Origin of the sequence: Halomonas sp. Ps84H-12, from assembly GCF_024124725.1 — a bacterium.
In the GTDB taxonomy this organism is placed as follows: Bacteria; Pseudomonadota; Gammaproteobacteria; order Pseudomonadales; family Halomonadaceae; genus Vreelandella; species Vreelandella aquamarina.
The window spans coordinates 1-15780 of sequence record NZ_JAMXSJ010000022.1; the positions used below are offsets into that span (position 1 = coordinate 1).

Consider the following 15780-nt stretch of genomic DNA (forward strand, 5'->3'; position numbering starts at 1 on the left):
TCACCGCCGAGACGACGCACGTCTGCCTGGACATCGACACCTTCGTCATGGACAACAGCAACTCGAAGAAGGAAGGCGTCTCGCGGACCTACCAGAAGGTCGATGGCTACACCCCGATCGCCGCCTATCTGGGCAACGAAGGGTGGTGCCTGGGTCTGGAACTGCGGCCTGGCAAGCAGCACACCATGAAGGAGAGCAACGCCTTCCTGGAGCGGGTACTGCCTCGCGCCCAATGCCTGACCAAGCAACCGATCCTGTTACGCGAGGACAGCGGCTTCGACAGCCAGGCGCACCTGGCGCTTCTCGAACAGCAACGCCAGGTCTTTGCCGACGAGGGGCGCCGGCTCGACTATGTCGTCAAATGGAACCCGCGCGGCTCGGCCACGGCTGATCGAGATACCTGGCTGGCGGTGGCGGCGGACTACTGGGAAGAGCTGCGTCCTGGCAAGCGCCAGGCGCTGTGGACGCAGGCCGTCTCGATCCACGACGACAACAAGACCGAATACGTCGTCCAACGCGTGATGCGCCTGGTCGAGCGCACCGCCGATCGCGATGGCCAGTTGCTGCTCGAACCGGACTATGAGTTGGAAGGCTGGTGGACCAGCCTGGACGAGGCGCCGGAGGCGGTGATCAAGCGCTACCAGGCGCATGCCACCCATGAGCAGTTTCACAGCGAGATCAAGACCGATCTCGACCTGGAGCGCTTGCCGTCCGGCAAGTTCGCCACCAACGATCTGATCCTGCATCTCGCCCAGTTGGCCTACAACATCCTGCGCCTGATGGGACAGCTGGGCATGACCGGCGAGCTGAGCCCGGTTCGCCACCCGGCCAAGCGGCGCCGGCTGCGCACCGTGCTACAAGAGCTGGTGCACCGTGCGGCTCTCGTGATTCACAAGGCACGGCAGATCATCCTCGACTTCGGGCAGGATATCGGGCGCATGACGGTGCTCAAGACGCTGCGGAGCCGACTGCGTTATCCACGAGGAACGCCATGCTGACCGTCAATCGGCGACACTCTATCCACAAGCAGTTCCAAGCGACACGCGATCGCCAGATATGTCGTGCCTGGCGGGTGGAAAGGCATGACAAAACGGGCCGTCAGCACCGATCAGCACGGTGGGTTTTGGCAATAACGGGCTTGCGAAAGCCAACTTGCACGGGGCGAATGATCAAAAAGTGCTCGCTGGCGGTGATAGGGAAAGTGTCGGCGCCGGCTTCACGGATTCAGGATAAAAATAACGCCGTCTTCACGTAGCAGGTTGCGTGCCAAATAAAGGCGGGGATACATCATCGATAGCCAAGCGCTATGGTATTGACCACTTTCTTTGCTGTTTTTCTTCCATAGGCTTTGCTTGTTCAAAAACCCTGCTTCGTTCTTTTCCCCAGTGCGCTTTTGATATTCATCAAGCGTTTCAGAGTAGTCATCCGGGTAAACAAAGCTGTCGTTGCCGGTGTTGTAGGGCGGGTCAATGTAAATCATCTTGACCTTACCGTAATAGCTTTTCTGCAGCACACGCAGCACTTCCAGGTTCTCCCCTTCAATCAGCATGTGCTGGGCGCTTTCTGGGTTGTTGGCATCCGGCCGTAGGGTGTGGCTGGTTTTCTTTTGAATTTCACGCCGTGCGTCTTTTTTACCTGCCCAGCTCAGCTCATAGTGCTCGGCAGGTGCCAGGCGCTCTTCTCCCATCAGCTCTTTGAGGCGCTCCAGGTTTAACTGGTTGTCGCTAATCACTTCAGGAGCGGTTTGGCGTAGCAGGTTTAAAAGCTGCTGCTGTCGCTCTTGCTGGGCATCAGGGCTGTGTCCTAGTTCATTAATCTCAGTCGTATGATGGCTTGTGTCCATTAGATTCTTTCTCCTGATGCGGTGTGGTTCTATCCTGATATTGCTTAAGTGCCGCTACACTACCTGCCAACGTAGGGTGAAGAGCAGTTCTGTTTCAGTGGTTTCCTTCAACCTAACCTGCAAGGAATCAATCAGTTCGTCGCGTTTGTCGATGATCTCATCTTCGGCATTGAAAATTTCGCGGCGTTGCTGGCGCTGCTGGCGTTCGAGAGCGGCGATTTTTTCCTGATAGGCGTTTTGTTCCTGTAGGGTGATGGCCTTACGGGCATCGCGCTTGTGCTGTTTAAGCTGGGCCTTGGTGTTTTTAAGGGCTTCTTCAGCGGCCAGCAGTTTATCGTCAGCCCACTTTTCCAGCTTGTCGCGCTCTTCCATAAATAGCCGCTGGTTATCTTCCAGTAGCTCGGCCGTCACCGCTTGCAACTGGCACTGGCTATTTTCGACCAAGGCCGCTGGGGGCTGGAGCGAAATAGCGCTTGGCACGCCCCGAGCTTCTACCGACATTAGTTTTTCACAGGCTTCTTGGTCCAGCAGTACGCCACTATCGGTCATGCCGCTAAACAGTAGCCGTTCAGTGGTTTCAAAAGCGGTAAAGGCTAAGCGCTGCAGTGTCAGCCAGCCAGACTGCCCAACCAGCGCTTCCACCTGCGAGAGCTTGGTTTCATGGCGTTGGTAATCAAAGGTGACACTTGCCACTGGCGTAGCTGCCTGACGAGCCTGCTGCAAAGCCCACTCCCCCAGCGGATGGCTCAAACGGTAGGCATGGGCCAGCATGTCCGCTTGAGCGGCCCCACGAATTAGTTGATAGTGTCCCGGCGGAGCGTGTTGACTCACATCACTGGGCACATCCTGCAGGGCAAAACTATAGGTTTGTGGCTCAAAACGGGCGCACTTGGCCAGCGCATAGCGGCTAACGCCCCAAAACCAGCGGCCTATTTTATCCAGCCGGGCTTCAGCTTCGTCCAGGCGCAGTTTAAGCCGGTCATGAACGTCTTCATCGAAGTTTTCTAGCAACTTTTCCTGGGTTTCCTGCACGCGGTGGGTAATCACTTCTTCTAGCTCGCTTTGCAACTGATTGAAGGCGGCTTCAATTTCCTCTGGCGTGCGGCAGGTATCATAAATGGTCAGAATGCGTTTTTCGAAGTCGATGCCGCTTTCAATGCGTCCCAGCACTTCATCAGAGGCACCAAACACGCCGGAAAACAGATTGAGCTTTTCTGACAGTAGCTCCAGCACGCGTTGATCCGCCTGATTGCGGGTATTAAGGAAGTTGATTACTACCACGTCAAACTGTTGACCATAGCGATGGCAGCGGCCGATACGCTGTTCAACGCGTTGGGGGTTCCAGGGCAGGTCATAATTAATCAACAGTGCACAAAACTGCAGGTTTACCCCTTCGGCGGCGGCTTCGGTAGCAATCATGATATCCGCGCCGTTTTTGTCTCGGAAATGGTCAATCAAGGCAGTGCGCTTATCAATCTGTGCCGAACCAGTCACTCGGTCGGTGCCTCTGTGCTCTTCCAGCCATTGGCGGTAGATCACTTGGCTTTCCGGGTGGTTATTGGTACCGCTAAACAACACCAGCTTGCCCGCGTAGCCGTTAGCTGAGAGAAACTGGTGGAGGTACTCCTGGGTGCGGCGCGATTCGGTAAAGATAATCGCTTTGCGCGGCGCACGATAGGCCTGCATGTTCTCAAAGCCAAGGGTTAAAGCAGAAAGCAAGGCGCTGGCTTTAGTGTGGTCATTCAGGTTACTTGCTTGCTCAATAATGCCCCCTAGTTCAGCCATTTCTTCTTCTAGGGCACGCGTTAAATTGGTGGGGTTATTAGCATCTGCTGCTATTGCTGCCGACGCGCTCTCTTGAGTTTGTTCTTCTAATGCTTCAAGCGTATCGCTTTCCAAGTCTTCTTCATCCGCCAGGGTGTACCACCAGCTGGAGCCATTAGACACTGAGACTAAATTTTCATGCATCTCCTTAAGCCGCTGTTCCAGACGTTGATAAATACTGCCAAGGGTACCCATAATGGCTGGAGTACTAGAGGCAAGTAATTTACGCAGAATCAGACCTGTCAGATGGCGCTGACTTTTCGGCAAAGCAAAAGAGTGCTCACGCTGCAAAAAGGCTGAGATAGCATCGTAAACTGCTTGCTCGTCATCAGTTGGCTCAAAGGGTTGAGTAAGGGCTTTGCGCTGAGTGTATTGCACATATTCCAACACATCTTTACGCAATGTGCGGTGGGTAAAGTGTTTTATCCTTTCGCGCAATTCCGGCAGGTTAGCATCATTATTCACAAACTGCTTACGGAAGGCTTTATCGTCGCCAAATAGATGCTCATCAATCAGAGTAGACAACCCATAAAGCTCCATGAGCGAGTTTTGCAGCGGCGTGGCGGTCAACAATAGCTTTTTACGCCCTTCCAGGGCGCGGCGTAATGCTTGTCCAATACGGTTGCTTGGACGATGGGCATTGCGCAGTTTGTGGGCCTCATCCAATACGACTAGATCCCATGGAATACCGCGCAGCTCTTCTTCCAGTCGAGTCGCAAAATGATACGACATAATCACAATGTTGCTACGCGTTATGTATTCGAGCGTCTGCAACATATTTCCGACTGCCTCTTGGCGCAATACAGCCGCATCCACTACTTTGGTGGGGACTGCGAATTTCTCATACAGCTCTTGTGCCCATTGCTTACGCAAGCTGGCGGGTGCAATTATCAAAATACGGCGACGACGCTCCGCCCATAGCTGGCAAACTACCAAGGCGGCCTCAATGGTTTTACCTAACCCTACTTCATCAGCCAGCAGTACACCTTGTTGTAGCGGGTTACGCATAGCAAACAGCGCCGCTTCAATTTGGTGTGGGTTTAAATCCACACTGGCATCAAACAGCGACTGTGATAGGCGGTCAACGCCGTTATCCGCATGGCGCTTGGTCAGCTCATGAGCATAGTATTTTGCGTGGTAGGCGGTGATATTCATTTAACACTCTGTGCAGTTGTAAACACGACGACTTTCACCCGCACCCGCGACGCTCCTACATACTCCACTTTCGGGTTCGCCGCCCAAGCGCTGGCACCCATATCAACCAGAACAACCACGGGTGCCTCCAACCCCTTAACTGAGGCCACGTTACACATACGCTCGCTATACTGCGGGCTGTGCTCCATGAGCGCTTGTAGCACTTGGCTATTGGCTACCTTGAAGGGGGTAAGTAGCAAGATATCTTCCGGTTGGAAGCCGTCTTGCTCCAGCTCGGAAATGGCTTTTTGTAGCTGCGGCCATTGATCTTGGGGCTTTTCCACGTGTAAACAGCCACTGCTTTTTGGCTGCTGGGCAAGTGCTCCCCTGGCTCTACGACAGCGTCGTGGCGCTCTTTTAACCAGCAGGCAATTTCATAGGCATTGCGGTAAATACTCGCCTCAGTACGGGAAGGCAATGCTTCTAACTCAGCGTCGCTTAGACGTGGATAAACCGTGACCATTCTACCTCCCTGTCAGATTGGGGTGGCTACTTTGCCACTCTTGGGCTTAATCAAGCTAAGCTAACTTGCCTAGTATTCTACGCAAAGGTGTGATGTCTGGCATCTGCTTAGGTAATACGCGTCCTCAGATCACCCAATCACGCCATATCTCTACCCCAGCCATCGTGCCGCTTGTTGGCGCCCCTGATGCTTCCACTTGTCAATCTCGATGGTGGTCTTGACTAATCGTGGCATTCCTTATTCACCATTATGCTTTTAGGGTGTATAGCTGCCTTGCCATCTGGTCTATTTTTTCTCGCCACGCTAACGTCACTAGCCAGCGCTCCGGCAGCACTTTAGCCCCCATGCGGCACACATAACGCCTAAGTATGCATATTCAAAAATAACGCGACATTAGTTGTCGCATCACCACCATAACGTATGCCTCTAACATCAAAAAGAGTAAAAGTGATGGTGATGATGCCCGATTGTTTACTTACTGATGATTGCGCTCGGCAGGAGCTTGTGAAGTGGCAGGCGGATCGCGACACATGGGCCGAAACGCTGCCTGTTATGAGCTTTTTTAGCCAGTTCTTAATGTTGTCTCCTATTACTGATCAATATTTCGGTAGCGCCAGCACCGATGGCAAGTTTCTCTATTTTTGCCCTCGCTATAGCGCCACGCTGACGGAAGAAGCGCGCCACTATTTGCAGGCGCATCTGATTTGGCATTGTGTGGCGGGGCATCTTACCGCCCCCTTGGTAGCTAGTCGGCATCGTTGGCACCTGGCGTGCGACCATGAAGTGAACACGCTGCTGCTGGCGTTAGGTGTTGCGCTACCGGTTGATGCACCGCTGTTTCCGGTGTGCGTGGGCCGCAATGCAATGGAGGTGTATCGCTGGTTGGAGGGGCACCCTGACACATCGCTCGAAGTGACGGCAGATACTCACCCTGCCGAGCTTTGGTGGCACTTGCCCAATGCGCAACCCGATGTGCGAGTTGCCATGCTCTGGCGTCATCGCGCTCACCTAATCGCTAAAGAGACCAATGGGTTACCCGAGAGAGTCGCTAAGTTTTGTGAGGTTCGGTAAACTCTTCATCTTTATCACAGTGGCCAAGGTTGGCTTATTATGTCCGAAGCACGCGACACGCTCTTTCGTTATTTAACCATGCTGCAGCTGATTCCCCGCTTTCCTGGGCGTATCGCGACCCCTGTGCTAAAGGAGAAGCTTGCCGAGCGCGGCTTTAAGATCGACACTCGCTCCCTACAGCGTGACCTTAGTCAGAAGCTCTCTACTCAGTTTCCGATTGGCTGCGACGATAGCCAGAAGCCTTACCGCTGGTATTTTGATCGTGATTTTCAGTGCCAGCTACCGGCACTGGATGTACCCAGCGCCTTAACGCTGGTGCTAGCGGAAGAGTATTTAAAAGGGCTCTTACCCCCAGTGGTGGTCGGGCAGTTATCGCCCCACTTTACCGATGCACGGCGGTTATTGGATGAAATGAACGCCAACGGGCTTAGCCAATGGGCGCGAAAAGTACGCGCCATTCCCAACGGTAAAGCGCTGATTCCGGCTGAAATAGATGAGTCCACTTGGCAAACTATTTCTGAAGCCTTGCTTGAGCAGAAGGCAGTTGATGTCGTCTACCTGTCGCGCTCCAGCGAAACAGAAAAGCCGTTCACGCTTCATCCGCAAGGCATCGTCAGCCGCCATAGCGCGACCTATTTACTGGCCCATGTAAACGGATTTGAGGATTTGCGCCAGTTTGCCCTGCATCGCATTAAACAAGCCACACTCAGCCAGCACCCCTGGCAGGCACAGCCTGATTTTGATATTGACCGCTACATTCAGGGCGGCGCGTTTGGTTATCGGCAAGGGCCGAGCGATGTGACGCTGGAAGCGGAGATCGCGAAACCTGTGGCGTGGTTGCTGCAGGAAACACCGCTTTCTGAGACGCAAACCATTGAAGCCCTCCCCGACAGTAACTGGTACCGGTTAACCGCCCAAGTGCCGGATGACCAACAAACCCTCTGGTGGCTGATGGGCATGGGCGCCAATGTGAAAGTCACCGCCCCTGCCACGTGGCGTGAGGCATTAAAAAAGAGTGCTGAGCAGGTACTAGCGCACTACCAGGACACAACGCTCACCTACGAGACACACTGAGGATTTGTACGAAAACTGCCTGCGCTCGGATTGGCGCTGCATGGCCACGCTGAAACGTTAATGGGGAGACATAATGGATAACGATACCCGCTTACTCGCGTTTTATCGCGGTGAATCCCCCGATCATAAAGGGCGTTTACTTGAAGATATCTGGGCGCTCTCGCCGTTTTGGCTAGAGCATACCCACGACTATATTCAGTGGCTGTTTCCTATTCCAGAAGCGAGCCGTTTTAATAGCTTTGCGCCGCTCTTAACGCCTGCAGTGCAAGCAGCTTTTGCGAATGACGAGCGCTTACGCCACCACCAGCAACGCTCACTGGATGTAATGTTAAATTTTTTGGGGCTAACACGGGATGGCAACATCATCACCGCTCAGCCAACGCTATCGATACAAACCCATATCTGGTTGAAAGCCGGGGGCCATAACCACCTGCGTATTACGCGCATGATTCGGTCGTTAGCGTTATGCCACCAACCAACTTTGGCCCGCGCGCTCCAACAAGCGGTGATTGAGATTGGTACGCAGCATGGCGTGGTATCAGAAACGACACTACAGTACTGGCACGAAGCATTTTAGCTCAGCATGAGCTAGCAGCGTCGTGCTTGCACCCTCTTTCATACGCCATATACTGTATGTTTAAACATATACAGCGACATATCTTACGAGGTGGCAGATGGCGGCGTTTGACCCTTCCCGCACTACCGTGCATAAAGGGCGTGGTGCAACCTACGACCCACATAACCGCTTCGCCCCTACCCGCAGCGTGGCGGAGGATGACGGCTGGTGGCAAGAGGAGGCCACCACCTCGCTGGCAACAGAAGTGCGCGAGGAAGCCAGTAAAAGCGCGCTCTCTTGGAACAACTCTCCAGATTTACCCTTTGATCGTTCGCTTAACCCGTATCGCGGCTGTGAGCATGGCTGTATCTACTGCTATGCGCGCCCCTCCCACGCCTATTGGGATTTGTCGCCAGGGTTGGATTTTGAAACCAAACTGATCGCCCGCCGCGGGCTTGTGGAGCATTTAAAAGAGGAGCTTTGCCACCCTCAATACGTTTGTCGCCCCATTAACCTCTCCGGTAATACCGACTGTTACCAGCCGCTAGAGGCCACCTACCAAACCACCCGCCGCTTGCTGGAACTGCTGCTAGCTTGCCGCCACCCGGTGACGCTAGTGACGAAAAGCACGCTGATTTTGCGAGATATAGATCTACTAGCAGAAATGGCGGAGCATCGCTTGGTGCGGGTGTTCGTGAGTTTGACCAGCCTAGACGCTAACCTAAAGCGCACGCTGGAACCCCGTGCGGCATCGCCGCAGGCGCGCCTGAAAGTGATTCGTGAGCTAAACACGGCGGGAATACCAGTCGGCACGCTGGTATCACCGATTATTCCCGGCCTGACTGACCACGAAATTGAGCGCATCCTGGAAGCCGCCAGCCGTGCTGGGGCGCGCACCGCCACCTGGATGCTGCTAAGGCTACCCCACGAGGTCGCGCCGCTGTTTGAAGCGTGGCTAGAAGCGCACTACCCCGAGCGCGCCGCTAAGGTAATGAGTTTGATGCGCCAGTGTCGGGGCGGTAAAACCTACGATGCTGCCTTTGGTAAGCGCTTTCGCGGTGAGGGAGCATTCGCTGACTTAATCGCCCAGCGGTTTCAGCGTGCTAGCCGCCAGTGGAACATGCAGCCACGCACCGAGCAGGGGCTGAACACCCGTGATTTTCGCCCGCCCCGGGCACAGGGGGATTTATTTGATTAGACTGCAGGAATACCCATCACGAAGAAGACGCCCTCTCCATGTCGCTCAGCAAAACAAAATCCAGCTTTTACCGCCGCCTTTACGTGGCCCACTTGATTGAGCAAGGCGTGGCCAGCGTACCCGCGTTGATGGAAGCCACCGGCATGCCGAGGCGCACCGCCCAGGACACCATTACGTCCCTGGGGGAATTGGATATTGAGTGCGTGTTTGAAAAAGGCGAGGGCGAGCGCCACAACATTGGCCACTACACCATTAGGCAGTGGGGCGCGATTGACCCGCACTGGGTGGCATCGAACGCTGAGCGCTTAGGGCAGGTGCTGGGCTATCGCTAGCCTCGTCAGGCTCTGCCCACGCAAGGCGCGCTGTGTTTAACGTCACGCTGAGCGAGCTTGCCGCCATCGCCAGCACGGCGGCCAAGGGCGGTACCGCCATCATGATCACCAGCCCAAGCGCCAGCGTGTTATAGAGTGCCGAAAACACTAGGTTTTGCACCATAACTCGGCGGGTGCGCTTAGACAGTGCCAATAGCCTCACGATACCGCTCACCCCAGGCCAAAGCAGCTGTGCGGCCGCTCCTTCGCGGGCGGCTTCGCTGGCTTGCATGGGGGCGACGCCCACCCCGGCTTCGGCAAGGCTTAAGCTATCGTTCACCCCGTCGCCCACATAGAGCGTGGGCGATGGCAGCGCTTTGAGCAGCGCCGCTTTGGCTTCCGGCGAACGCTGGGCGTAGCAGGCGGTTTTTGCTAACCCTACCTGCTGGCCAAGCCAGCCCACCGGCCCCTGGCGGTCGCCGCTGATCAGCGCCACGATGTACCCTGAGCGCTGTAGTTCGGCAAGGCTTGCTTTCGCATCGCTTACCGGCTGGTCGGCACAGTAGAGCGTGGCGAGCCAACCGCGGCTGTTGGCCACTACCACCTGTGAAGCAAAGGCGTAGTCAGGGTGTTCGGCGTTATCTGGCAAGGGCGCGCCAAGCTGCTGCTCTATCCATGCGGCGCTACCTAACCACCACTGCTCTCCGTTTTGAAACGTTACTTGCTGGCCTTTGCCGGGATAATCTTCAATATGAAGTACGTTATGAAATACTTTATGAAGCGCTTTGGGCGGCGTTGCTGTTTCAGCCTTGTTCGCCCAGTCCAGCAAACCGCTGGCTAGCGGGTGTTCGCTTTGACTAACGGCGCTGTGCAGCATCGTCTGAAAAATCGTGAGATCTTCGCCTTGGCGCAGCGCGGCATGCACTACCTGATGCTGCCCACGGGTGAGCGTACCGGTTTTATCGAAGGCAATACCGCGTACTTTCGCCAGGGTTTCAAAAGCAGCAGGGTCGCGAAGCGCAATGCCCTGCTGTAACGCTTGGCTGCTACCGGCAAGGTTTGCCAGCGGCACCGCCAGCCCCACCGCGCAGGGGCAAGCCACCACCAAAACAGACAGCGCACGCACAGCAGCGTCTTCTAGACCAAGGCCCAATAGCAGCCCGAGTGGGAGTGTCAGCACAGCCAGCAGCAGCGCTACGGGGCTTAGCCATGAGGCAAAGCGGTCGGCCAGCTTGTGCAATTCGCCCTTTTTTGCCTGGGAGCGGCGCATTTGCTCGCACAGATTATCCACCCGCCGCTGGCCGACGGTGGCCGTCACAGTCACCTTCAAAGGCGCTGCGTTTAGCCCCGCCGCATAGCGGCAGCCCGCATAGACCCGCTGCCCAGCATGCAGGTAACGGGGCACGCTTTCCCCAGTGAGCGTGGCGGTGTCCAGCCAGCCGGGCGTTTCCAGCAGGCCATCCAAGGGCACCTGCTCACCAGGAGGCACTTCAATCACGGCTCCTATGGAGACTTCCCCAACGGGCTGCGTGTCGCGCTGCTCGCCTTGGCAAACTACGACATCAGCCTCCGGCAGCCTTAGTGCATCAAAGGCTTTGAGCCCCTGCTGCCTGCACAGGGTTTCGACCAGCCGGCCCACCAGAAGCAGCACAATCAGCATCACCGCAGTATCGAAATAGACCTCTGAAGAGCCGCGCAGCAGCAGCCCTACCGATACCGCCATGGCGCCAAGCACACCCAGGCTTACCAATACATCCATGCCGGGGCGTCGGGCCAATAGCGTACGCCACCCCGCTCGGTAAAACGGCAGGCCGGAATAGAACACGACGGGCAGTGAAAAGGCACCGGACACCCACGCGACGACCAGCTCTATGGTGGCATTGGGCAGCGCGCCCACGTAGATCAGCAGCGACGCCAGCATGGTCCACATACCCAACACTGCACCTACAATCAGGCGCAGCGTGAGGTAGCGGCTCTCTTGGGCTAAGCGCTGCTGGGCATCTTGCATTGGCTCTAACTCGCTCAGCCGATAGCCCAGCCGTTTCACCACGGGGGCTAACGCAGCCAACTGGGTTGCTGAGGGAGAGCCGTTTACCCATACCGTTGCAGTAGGGTAATGAACGCTGGCCTGAGCGACGCCCGGTACGCGAGCTAGCGCGCCCTCTACCGCCAGCGCACAGCTGGTGCACCACATGCCATGAAGCGTATAGAGCGGTGCGTCGTCATTAGCAGGCGAGTCACTGTTCACGGTTACAGACAAGGCGGCACGCCAATGATGGGTAGCCCCGCAAACGCCACGCCAAAGGCAGAAAACAAGTAGAGCCAACCGGATACCACGGCATGAAAGCGCTGACGCCCCTGGTGCTGTTTGGCCGTGCGACAGCTCCCCCAGCCCAAGAGCACAAGCCCGGCGGCACAGACTAGGGTAAAACCGCCCAAACCTACGTTGAGGAGCGTTAGCGCTCCCGCCTCGGGCGGAGGGGGGGTGACCGCACAGGCCACCGATAGGCCGCTATAAACGGCCACAAACCAAACGCTCCAAAGCGTTAGCCCCACTATCAAATGGATAGGGTGGGTAAAGTTAAGTCGTTCCATCGCCCTACCCTCCTAACACGCGGGGCAGCACCGCTAGCGCCCCTATGAGCAGCCCAAAGGTGACCACGTTATAGCGCCATAGCAGGGCTACTACGCCCGGCTCGAAGGGAGCATGAGCGCCCACATAGCCATAGCCCACACGCAGGCCTTGAAGCACGGTCAAGACGACCGCTAAACCGCCGTGGAACAGAGCGTAGACAAGGCCGACCAGCATCACCGCATCGTGGGAGGTTTGCGTGGGGGCAAGCTCGGCTTGCCACAGCGCCCAGCCCGTTAGCCCCACTTGTAGTGCGCCTAACGCAGCGGCTAAATAGAAGCCTGCACCTAGCCCGGCGTCACGCTGCTGGCGCAGCCCACGTACCAGCTTTTCCATCACACCACAACCGGCTAAAACCGCTACGCCAGCTGCACCCATTAATATGAGCGATAGCGGCGGCGACTCTGGCATCTGCCATTGCGGTGAAACGGTCCAAAGGTAGAACCAGCCAAACAGGTAAGAGAGATAAAACGATCCGTTGGCGATCAGAAAAACACCCATCGCCCAGAGGCCGGGGCCATCCATGGTGCGCGAGTGAAGCGGTGGGTCGCCGGGTTTGACGCCTGCATCCGGTGCCGCCTTGGGGTGGGCACCGTTCTCCCAGGACCAGCGCAGCAGAAAGATACCGGCAATCATCACGAACACGCCTGCCAACGCGTACACCTTGGTCAGCAGGCTCAGGCACACCACCGCCAGCGCGGCAGCGGCAAACAGCGGCCACCAGGAGTTACCGGGCAGGTGGATAATCTCGCGCACCTTGCCTGAAATTGGATCGGTGCCCCACATCTCCCTTCTGCCGTGGGAAGCCACCGCCAACGAGTGCTTACCCTCGGCCATGGTATGAGGCAGATTTGGGTCATCCCACAACGGGTGGCGGGTTTCGACATTGGGAAGGCTGACAAAGTTATAGGCGCTGGGCGGCATGGTGTTGGCCCACTCCAGCGTATCGGCATTCCAGGGGTTATGCTTGGCAGGCTTGCCAAACCGAAAGTGCAGCGCGATATCCAGCAGCACCATGGCAATCCCTGCCGAGAGCACAAAGCTGCTGATCGACGAGAGCAGGTTAAAAATCTCCCAGCCCGACCCTGCTTCATAGGTGTAAATCCGCCGGGGCATACCGAGCAGCCCGGTCCAGTGCATGATCAAGAAGGTGCCGTTAAAGCCCAGGAAAGTAAGCCAAAACCCCCAGCGCCCCAGGTTTTCGGAGGGCATTCGCCCGGAGAAGAGCGGCAACCAATAGTAAAGCCCGGCGATCAGCGGGAAGAACATGCCCCCCACCAGCACGTAGTGCATGTGAGCCACTACAAAGTGGGTGTCGTGCACCTGCCAGTTAAACGGCACCAGCGCCAGCATGACGCCGGTTAACCCACCACACACAAAGATAATTAAAAAGCCCATCACCCACAGCATGGGCAGCTTCATTTTGGGTTTGCCAAGCCAGAGCGTGGCTATCCAGACAAACACCTGAATCGCCGTGGGCACGGCCACTAGCATACTGGCCGCCGAGAAAAACGCCTGGGCCAGCTGCGGAATGCCAATGGTGAACATGTGGTGAACCCATAGCCCAAAGCTGATAAAGCCCATAATGGTGATCGCTGCCACTACCCAGCCGTATCCCACGATGGGCCGCCCGGCAAACACGGGAATCAGCGTCGAAATAATCCCGGCAGCAGGCAGAAAGATGATGTACACCTCTGGGTGGCCAAACAGCCAGAACAGATGCTGCCAGAGTACCGGGTCGCCGCCGCCCGCAATTTGGAAAAACGGCATGCCTACCGCCCGTTCAAGCTCCAGCAGCACGCTGCCGAGTATCAGCGGTGGGAAACCCACCACGATCATTAGCGCCATGGCGAGGATATACCACGCAAACAGCGGCATCTTATGCAGCGCCATGCCCTGTGTGCGGGTGCGTAAGATAGAGACGACCAGTTCCACCCCCGCCGAGAGCGCCGAGATCTCCACGAAGGTAATGCCTAGCAGCCAGAAGTCAGACCCCAGATCCGGGGCAAACTCTTTACTGCTCAGCGGCGTGTACATAAACCAGCCGCTTGAAGGCGCCATCTCAATAATTAGGCTGGAGGTGAGGATGATCCCGCCAAACAGGTAGCAGAAATAACCCAGCGACGTTAGCCGTGGGCACACCAAGTCACGGGCACCAATCATTTTAGGGATCAGGTAAATCGCCAGCCCCTCCAGCATAGGGATGGCGAACAGGAACATCATCACCGTGCCGTGCATGGTGGTGACCTGGTTATAGATCTCCGGCGACATAAAGTCCTGGTCGGGCATCGCCAGTTGGGTGCGCACTAGCATGGCGAGAATGCCGCCAATCAGGAAAAACACCATCCCGGTGATCATAAAACGCAGACCGAGCGTTGTATGGTTCACGATGGTGAGGGCCTTTAGCCCTTTCGGGTTGCCCCAAATGTCATGTAGGTCTTCGTGTAGTTGCTGCGGGTCCTGCTCTACCGCCTCTTGATTCACGCTCTTCATGGGGTCAAGGTCTCCAGCCAAGCACCCAGGGCATCCAAGGTGTCCTTATCAATATCGTCGTGGGCGGGCATTTTATTGCCCGGCTTCAGCGTTTGGTGCTGCTGCAGCCACTGGCTCACCGCGCCCTCTTCCATGGCCATCACACCGGCACCCAGCATCGTGCGGCTACCGATATCCGAGAGGTTCGGCCCTACATCGCCCTGGCTGACGCCAGCCACTCGATGGCAGCTCGCGCAGTGGGTCGCAAAGGCCTCTCTTGCGCTATCGTGGGCTGAATCTTGGGTCGCTAATTCGCTTAGTTCTGCGTCTTGGCGAGCTGCCAGCCATGCATCGAATGCTTCACGAGGCACGGCTTCGACGTACAAATGCATATGGGCATGGCCCACCCCGCACAGCTCGGCACACTGGGCACCAAATACGGCGGGCTCATCGGCTTCCAGGCGGATTTTATTCACCCTTCCTGGCAGCATGTCGATTTTGCCGCCCAGGCGCGGCACCCAAAATGCGTGAATGACATCCGCTCCGCTCACATGAAAATCCACCGGCTCCCCGGCGGGCATGACGAGCTGGTTAGCGGTGACGACTTCGCCGCCTTCGGCGCCTGGGTAGCGCACTTCCCACCACCATTGGTGGCCGATCACTTCAATCACTTCAGGCGGCTCGCCTAGCGGGAGCGGCAGCATGCGCTGCCCGGCGGGCACCCCAAACATCAGCAGTGCAGTCACACTGGTGATCGGCAACACAAGGCCTCCACCAATAATCCAGCGGCGGGCAATGCGTCGCTCTTGGGCAGGCGTGCGCTCCACGTTGCGCGGTTTGAAGGCGTACAGCCAAACCACGGTGACACCGATCAGCACGATGGTGGCAAAGCCCAGCATTACCCACCAAATTAACCAAACGTCTCGCGCGGCGGGCCCTGCAGGGTCTAAGATAGATCTGTCGCCAGTACAGCCCGCGACACTGAGCAGCAGGCTAAGCCCTAGCCAGCAGGCGGCTTGACGGGCTCGTCGCGATGTTAAACACGACATGATGGCGGACGTAGCGCTATTACGTTCCCTCATTAGCGTTTTCCCTGAAGTGCAGTTGATCTGTCCGACTGTTTTGCTTTGTCTAACCACAGG

General features: G+C 56.6%; 13 protein-coding genes. 6 read left to right on the top strand and 7 right to left on the bottom strand.

Features of this window, described 5'->3' with window-relative positions; all coding sequences use genetic code 11:
- Positions 1 to 998: IS1380 family transposase (locus NH344_RS11500; protein WP_253027922.1), on the top strand; the 998-nt coding region annotated here is incomplete at its 5' end.
- A 218-nt stretch (positions 999 to 1216) separates the two neighbouring features.
- Here the strand turns inward: NH344_RS11500 and NH344_RS11505 are convergent.
- The 3 genes from NH344_RS11505 to NH344_RS11515 are packed head-to-tail and all read right to left on the bottom strand — an operon-like array spanning position 1217 to position 5145.
- A complete protein-coding gene (locus NH344_RS11505; RefSeq protein ID WP_253027923.1) occupies positions 1217 to 1843 on the bottom strand; it encodes a DNA methyltransferase in 627 nt (208 codons plus the stop codon).
- Positions 1844 to 1897: 54 nt separating this feature from the next.
- Positions 1898 to 4822 carry an SNF2-related protein gene (locus NH344_RS11510; RefSeq protein ID WP_253027924.1) on the bottom strand — a complete coding sequence of 975 codons (2925 nt, stop codon included), beginning with the start codon at positions 4820 to 4822 and terminating at the stop codon, positions 1898 to 1900.
- Entirely contained in the window at positions 4819 to 5145 is a 327-nt protein-coding gene (locus tag NH344_RS11515; RefSeq protein ID WP_062360255.1) for a hypothetical protein, read from the bottom strand. The genes NH344_RS11510 and NH344_RS11515 overlap by 4 nt, the downstream gene beginning before the upstream one ends.
- A gap of 683 nt (positions 5146 to 5828) precedes the next feature.
- On the opposite strand from NH344_RS11515, the gene NH344_RS11520 reads away from it, so the two are divergent.
- The 5 genes from NH344_RS11520 to NH344_RS11540 all read left to right on the top strand — a co-directional run bounded on the left by NH344_RS11520 (position 5829) and on the right by NH344_RS11540 (position 9555).
- A complete protein-coding gene (locus NH344_RS11520) occupies positions 5829 to 6395 on the top strand; it encodes a hypothetical protein (RefSeq protein WP_253027925.1) in 567 nt (188 codons plus the stop codon).
- A gap of 39 nt (positions 6396 to 6434) precedes the next feature.
- Complete coding sequence (locus NH344_RS11525; protein WP_253027926.1) at positions 6435 to 7469, top strand: WYL domain-containing protein; 1035 nt, start codon at positions 6435 to 6437, stop codon at positions 7467 to 7469.
- Between the two features lie 73 nt (positions 7470 to 7542).
- Complete coding sequence (locus NH344_RS11530; RefSeq protein WP_062360251.1) at positions 7543 to 8046, top strand: opioid growth factor receptor-related protein; 504 nt, start codon at positions 7543 to 7545, stop codon at positions 8044 to 8046.
- 97 nt (positions 8047 to 8143) lie between these two features.
- A complete protein-coding gene (locus NH344_RS11535; RefSeq protein ID WP_253027927.1) occupies positions 8144 to 9223 on the top strand; it encodes a PA0069 family radical SAM protein in 1080 nt (359 codons plus the stop codon).
- 38 nt (positions 9224 to 9261) lie between these two features.
- The gene (locus NH344_RS11540) at positions 9262 to 9555 is read left to right on the top strand and encodes a winged helix-turn-helix domain-containing protein (RefSeq protein ID WP_089675408.1); all 294 of its coding nucleotides are present in this window, start codon (positions 9262 to 9264) and stop codon (positions 9553 to 9555) included.
- Here NH344_RS11540 and NH344_RS11545 read toward each other — a convergent pair.
- From NH344_RS11545 to coxB, 4 genes are read right to left on the bottom strand one after another with little or no spacing between them, the layout of a single operon-like run.
- Positions 9476 to 11794 carry a cation-translocating P-type ATPase gene (locus tag NH344_RS11545; protein ID WP_366072903.1) on the bottom strand — a complete coding sequence of 773 codons (2319 nt, stop codon included), beginning with the start codon at positions 11792 to 11794 and terminating at the stop codon, positions 9476 to 9478. The genes NH344_RS11540 and NH344_RS11545 overlap by 80 nt on opposite strands.
- A complete protein-coding gene (locus NH344_RS11550; protein ID WP_253027928.1) occupies positions 11785 to 12129 on the bottom strand; it encodes a hypothetical protein in 345 nt (114 codons plus the stop codon). Before NH344_RS11550 ends, NH344_RS11545 begins: the two co-directional genes overlap by 10 nt.
- Positions 12130 to 12133: 4 nt before the next feature.
- A complete protein-coding gene (gene ctaD / locus NH344_RS11555) occupies positions 12134 to 14659 on the bottom strand; it encodes a cytochrome c oxidase subunit I (RefSeq protein ID WP_253027929.1) in 2526 nt (841 codons plus the stop codon).
- Positions 14656 to 15720: a cytochrome c oxidase subunit II gene (gene coxB / locus NH344_RS11560; protein WP_253027930.1), complete on the bottom strand. Its 1065-nt coding sequence runs from the start codon at positions 15718 to 15720 to the stop codon at positions 14656 to 14658. The genes ctaD and coxB overlap by 4 nt, the downstream gene beginning before the upstream one ends.
- Positions 15721 to 15780: the final 60 nt, after the last annotated feature.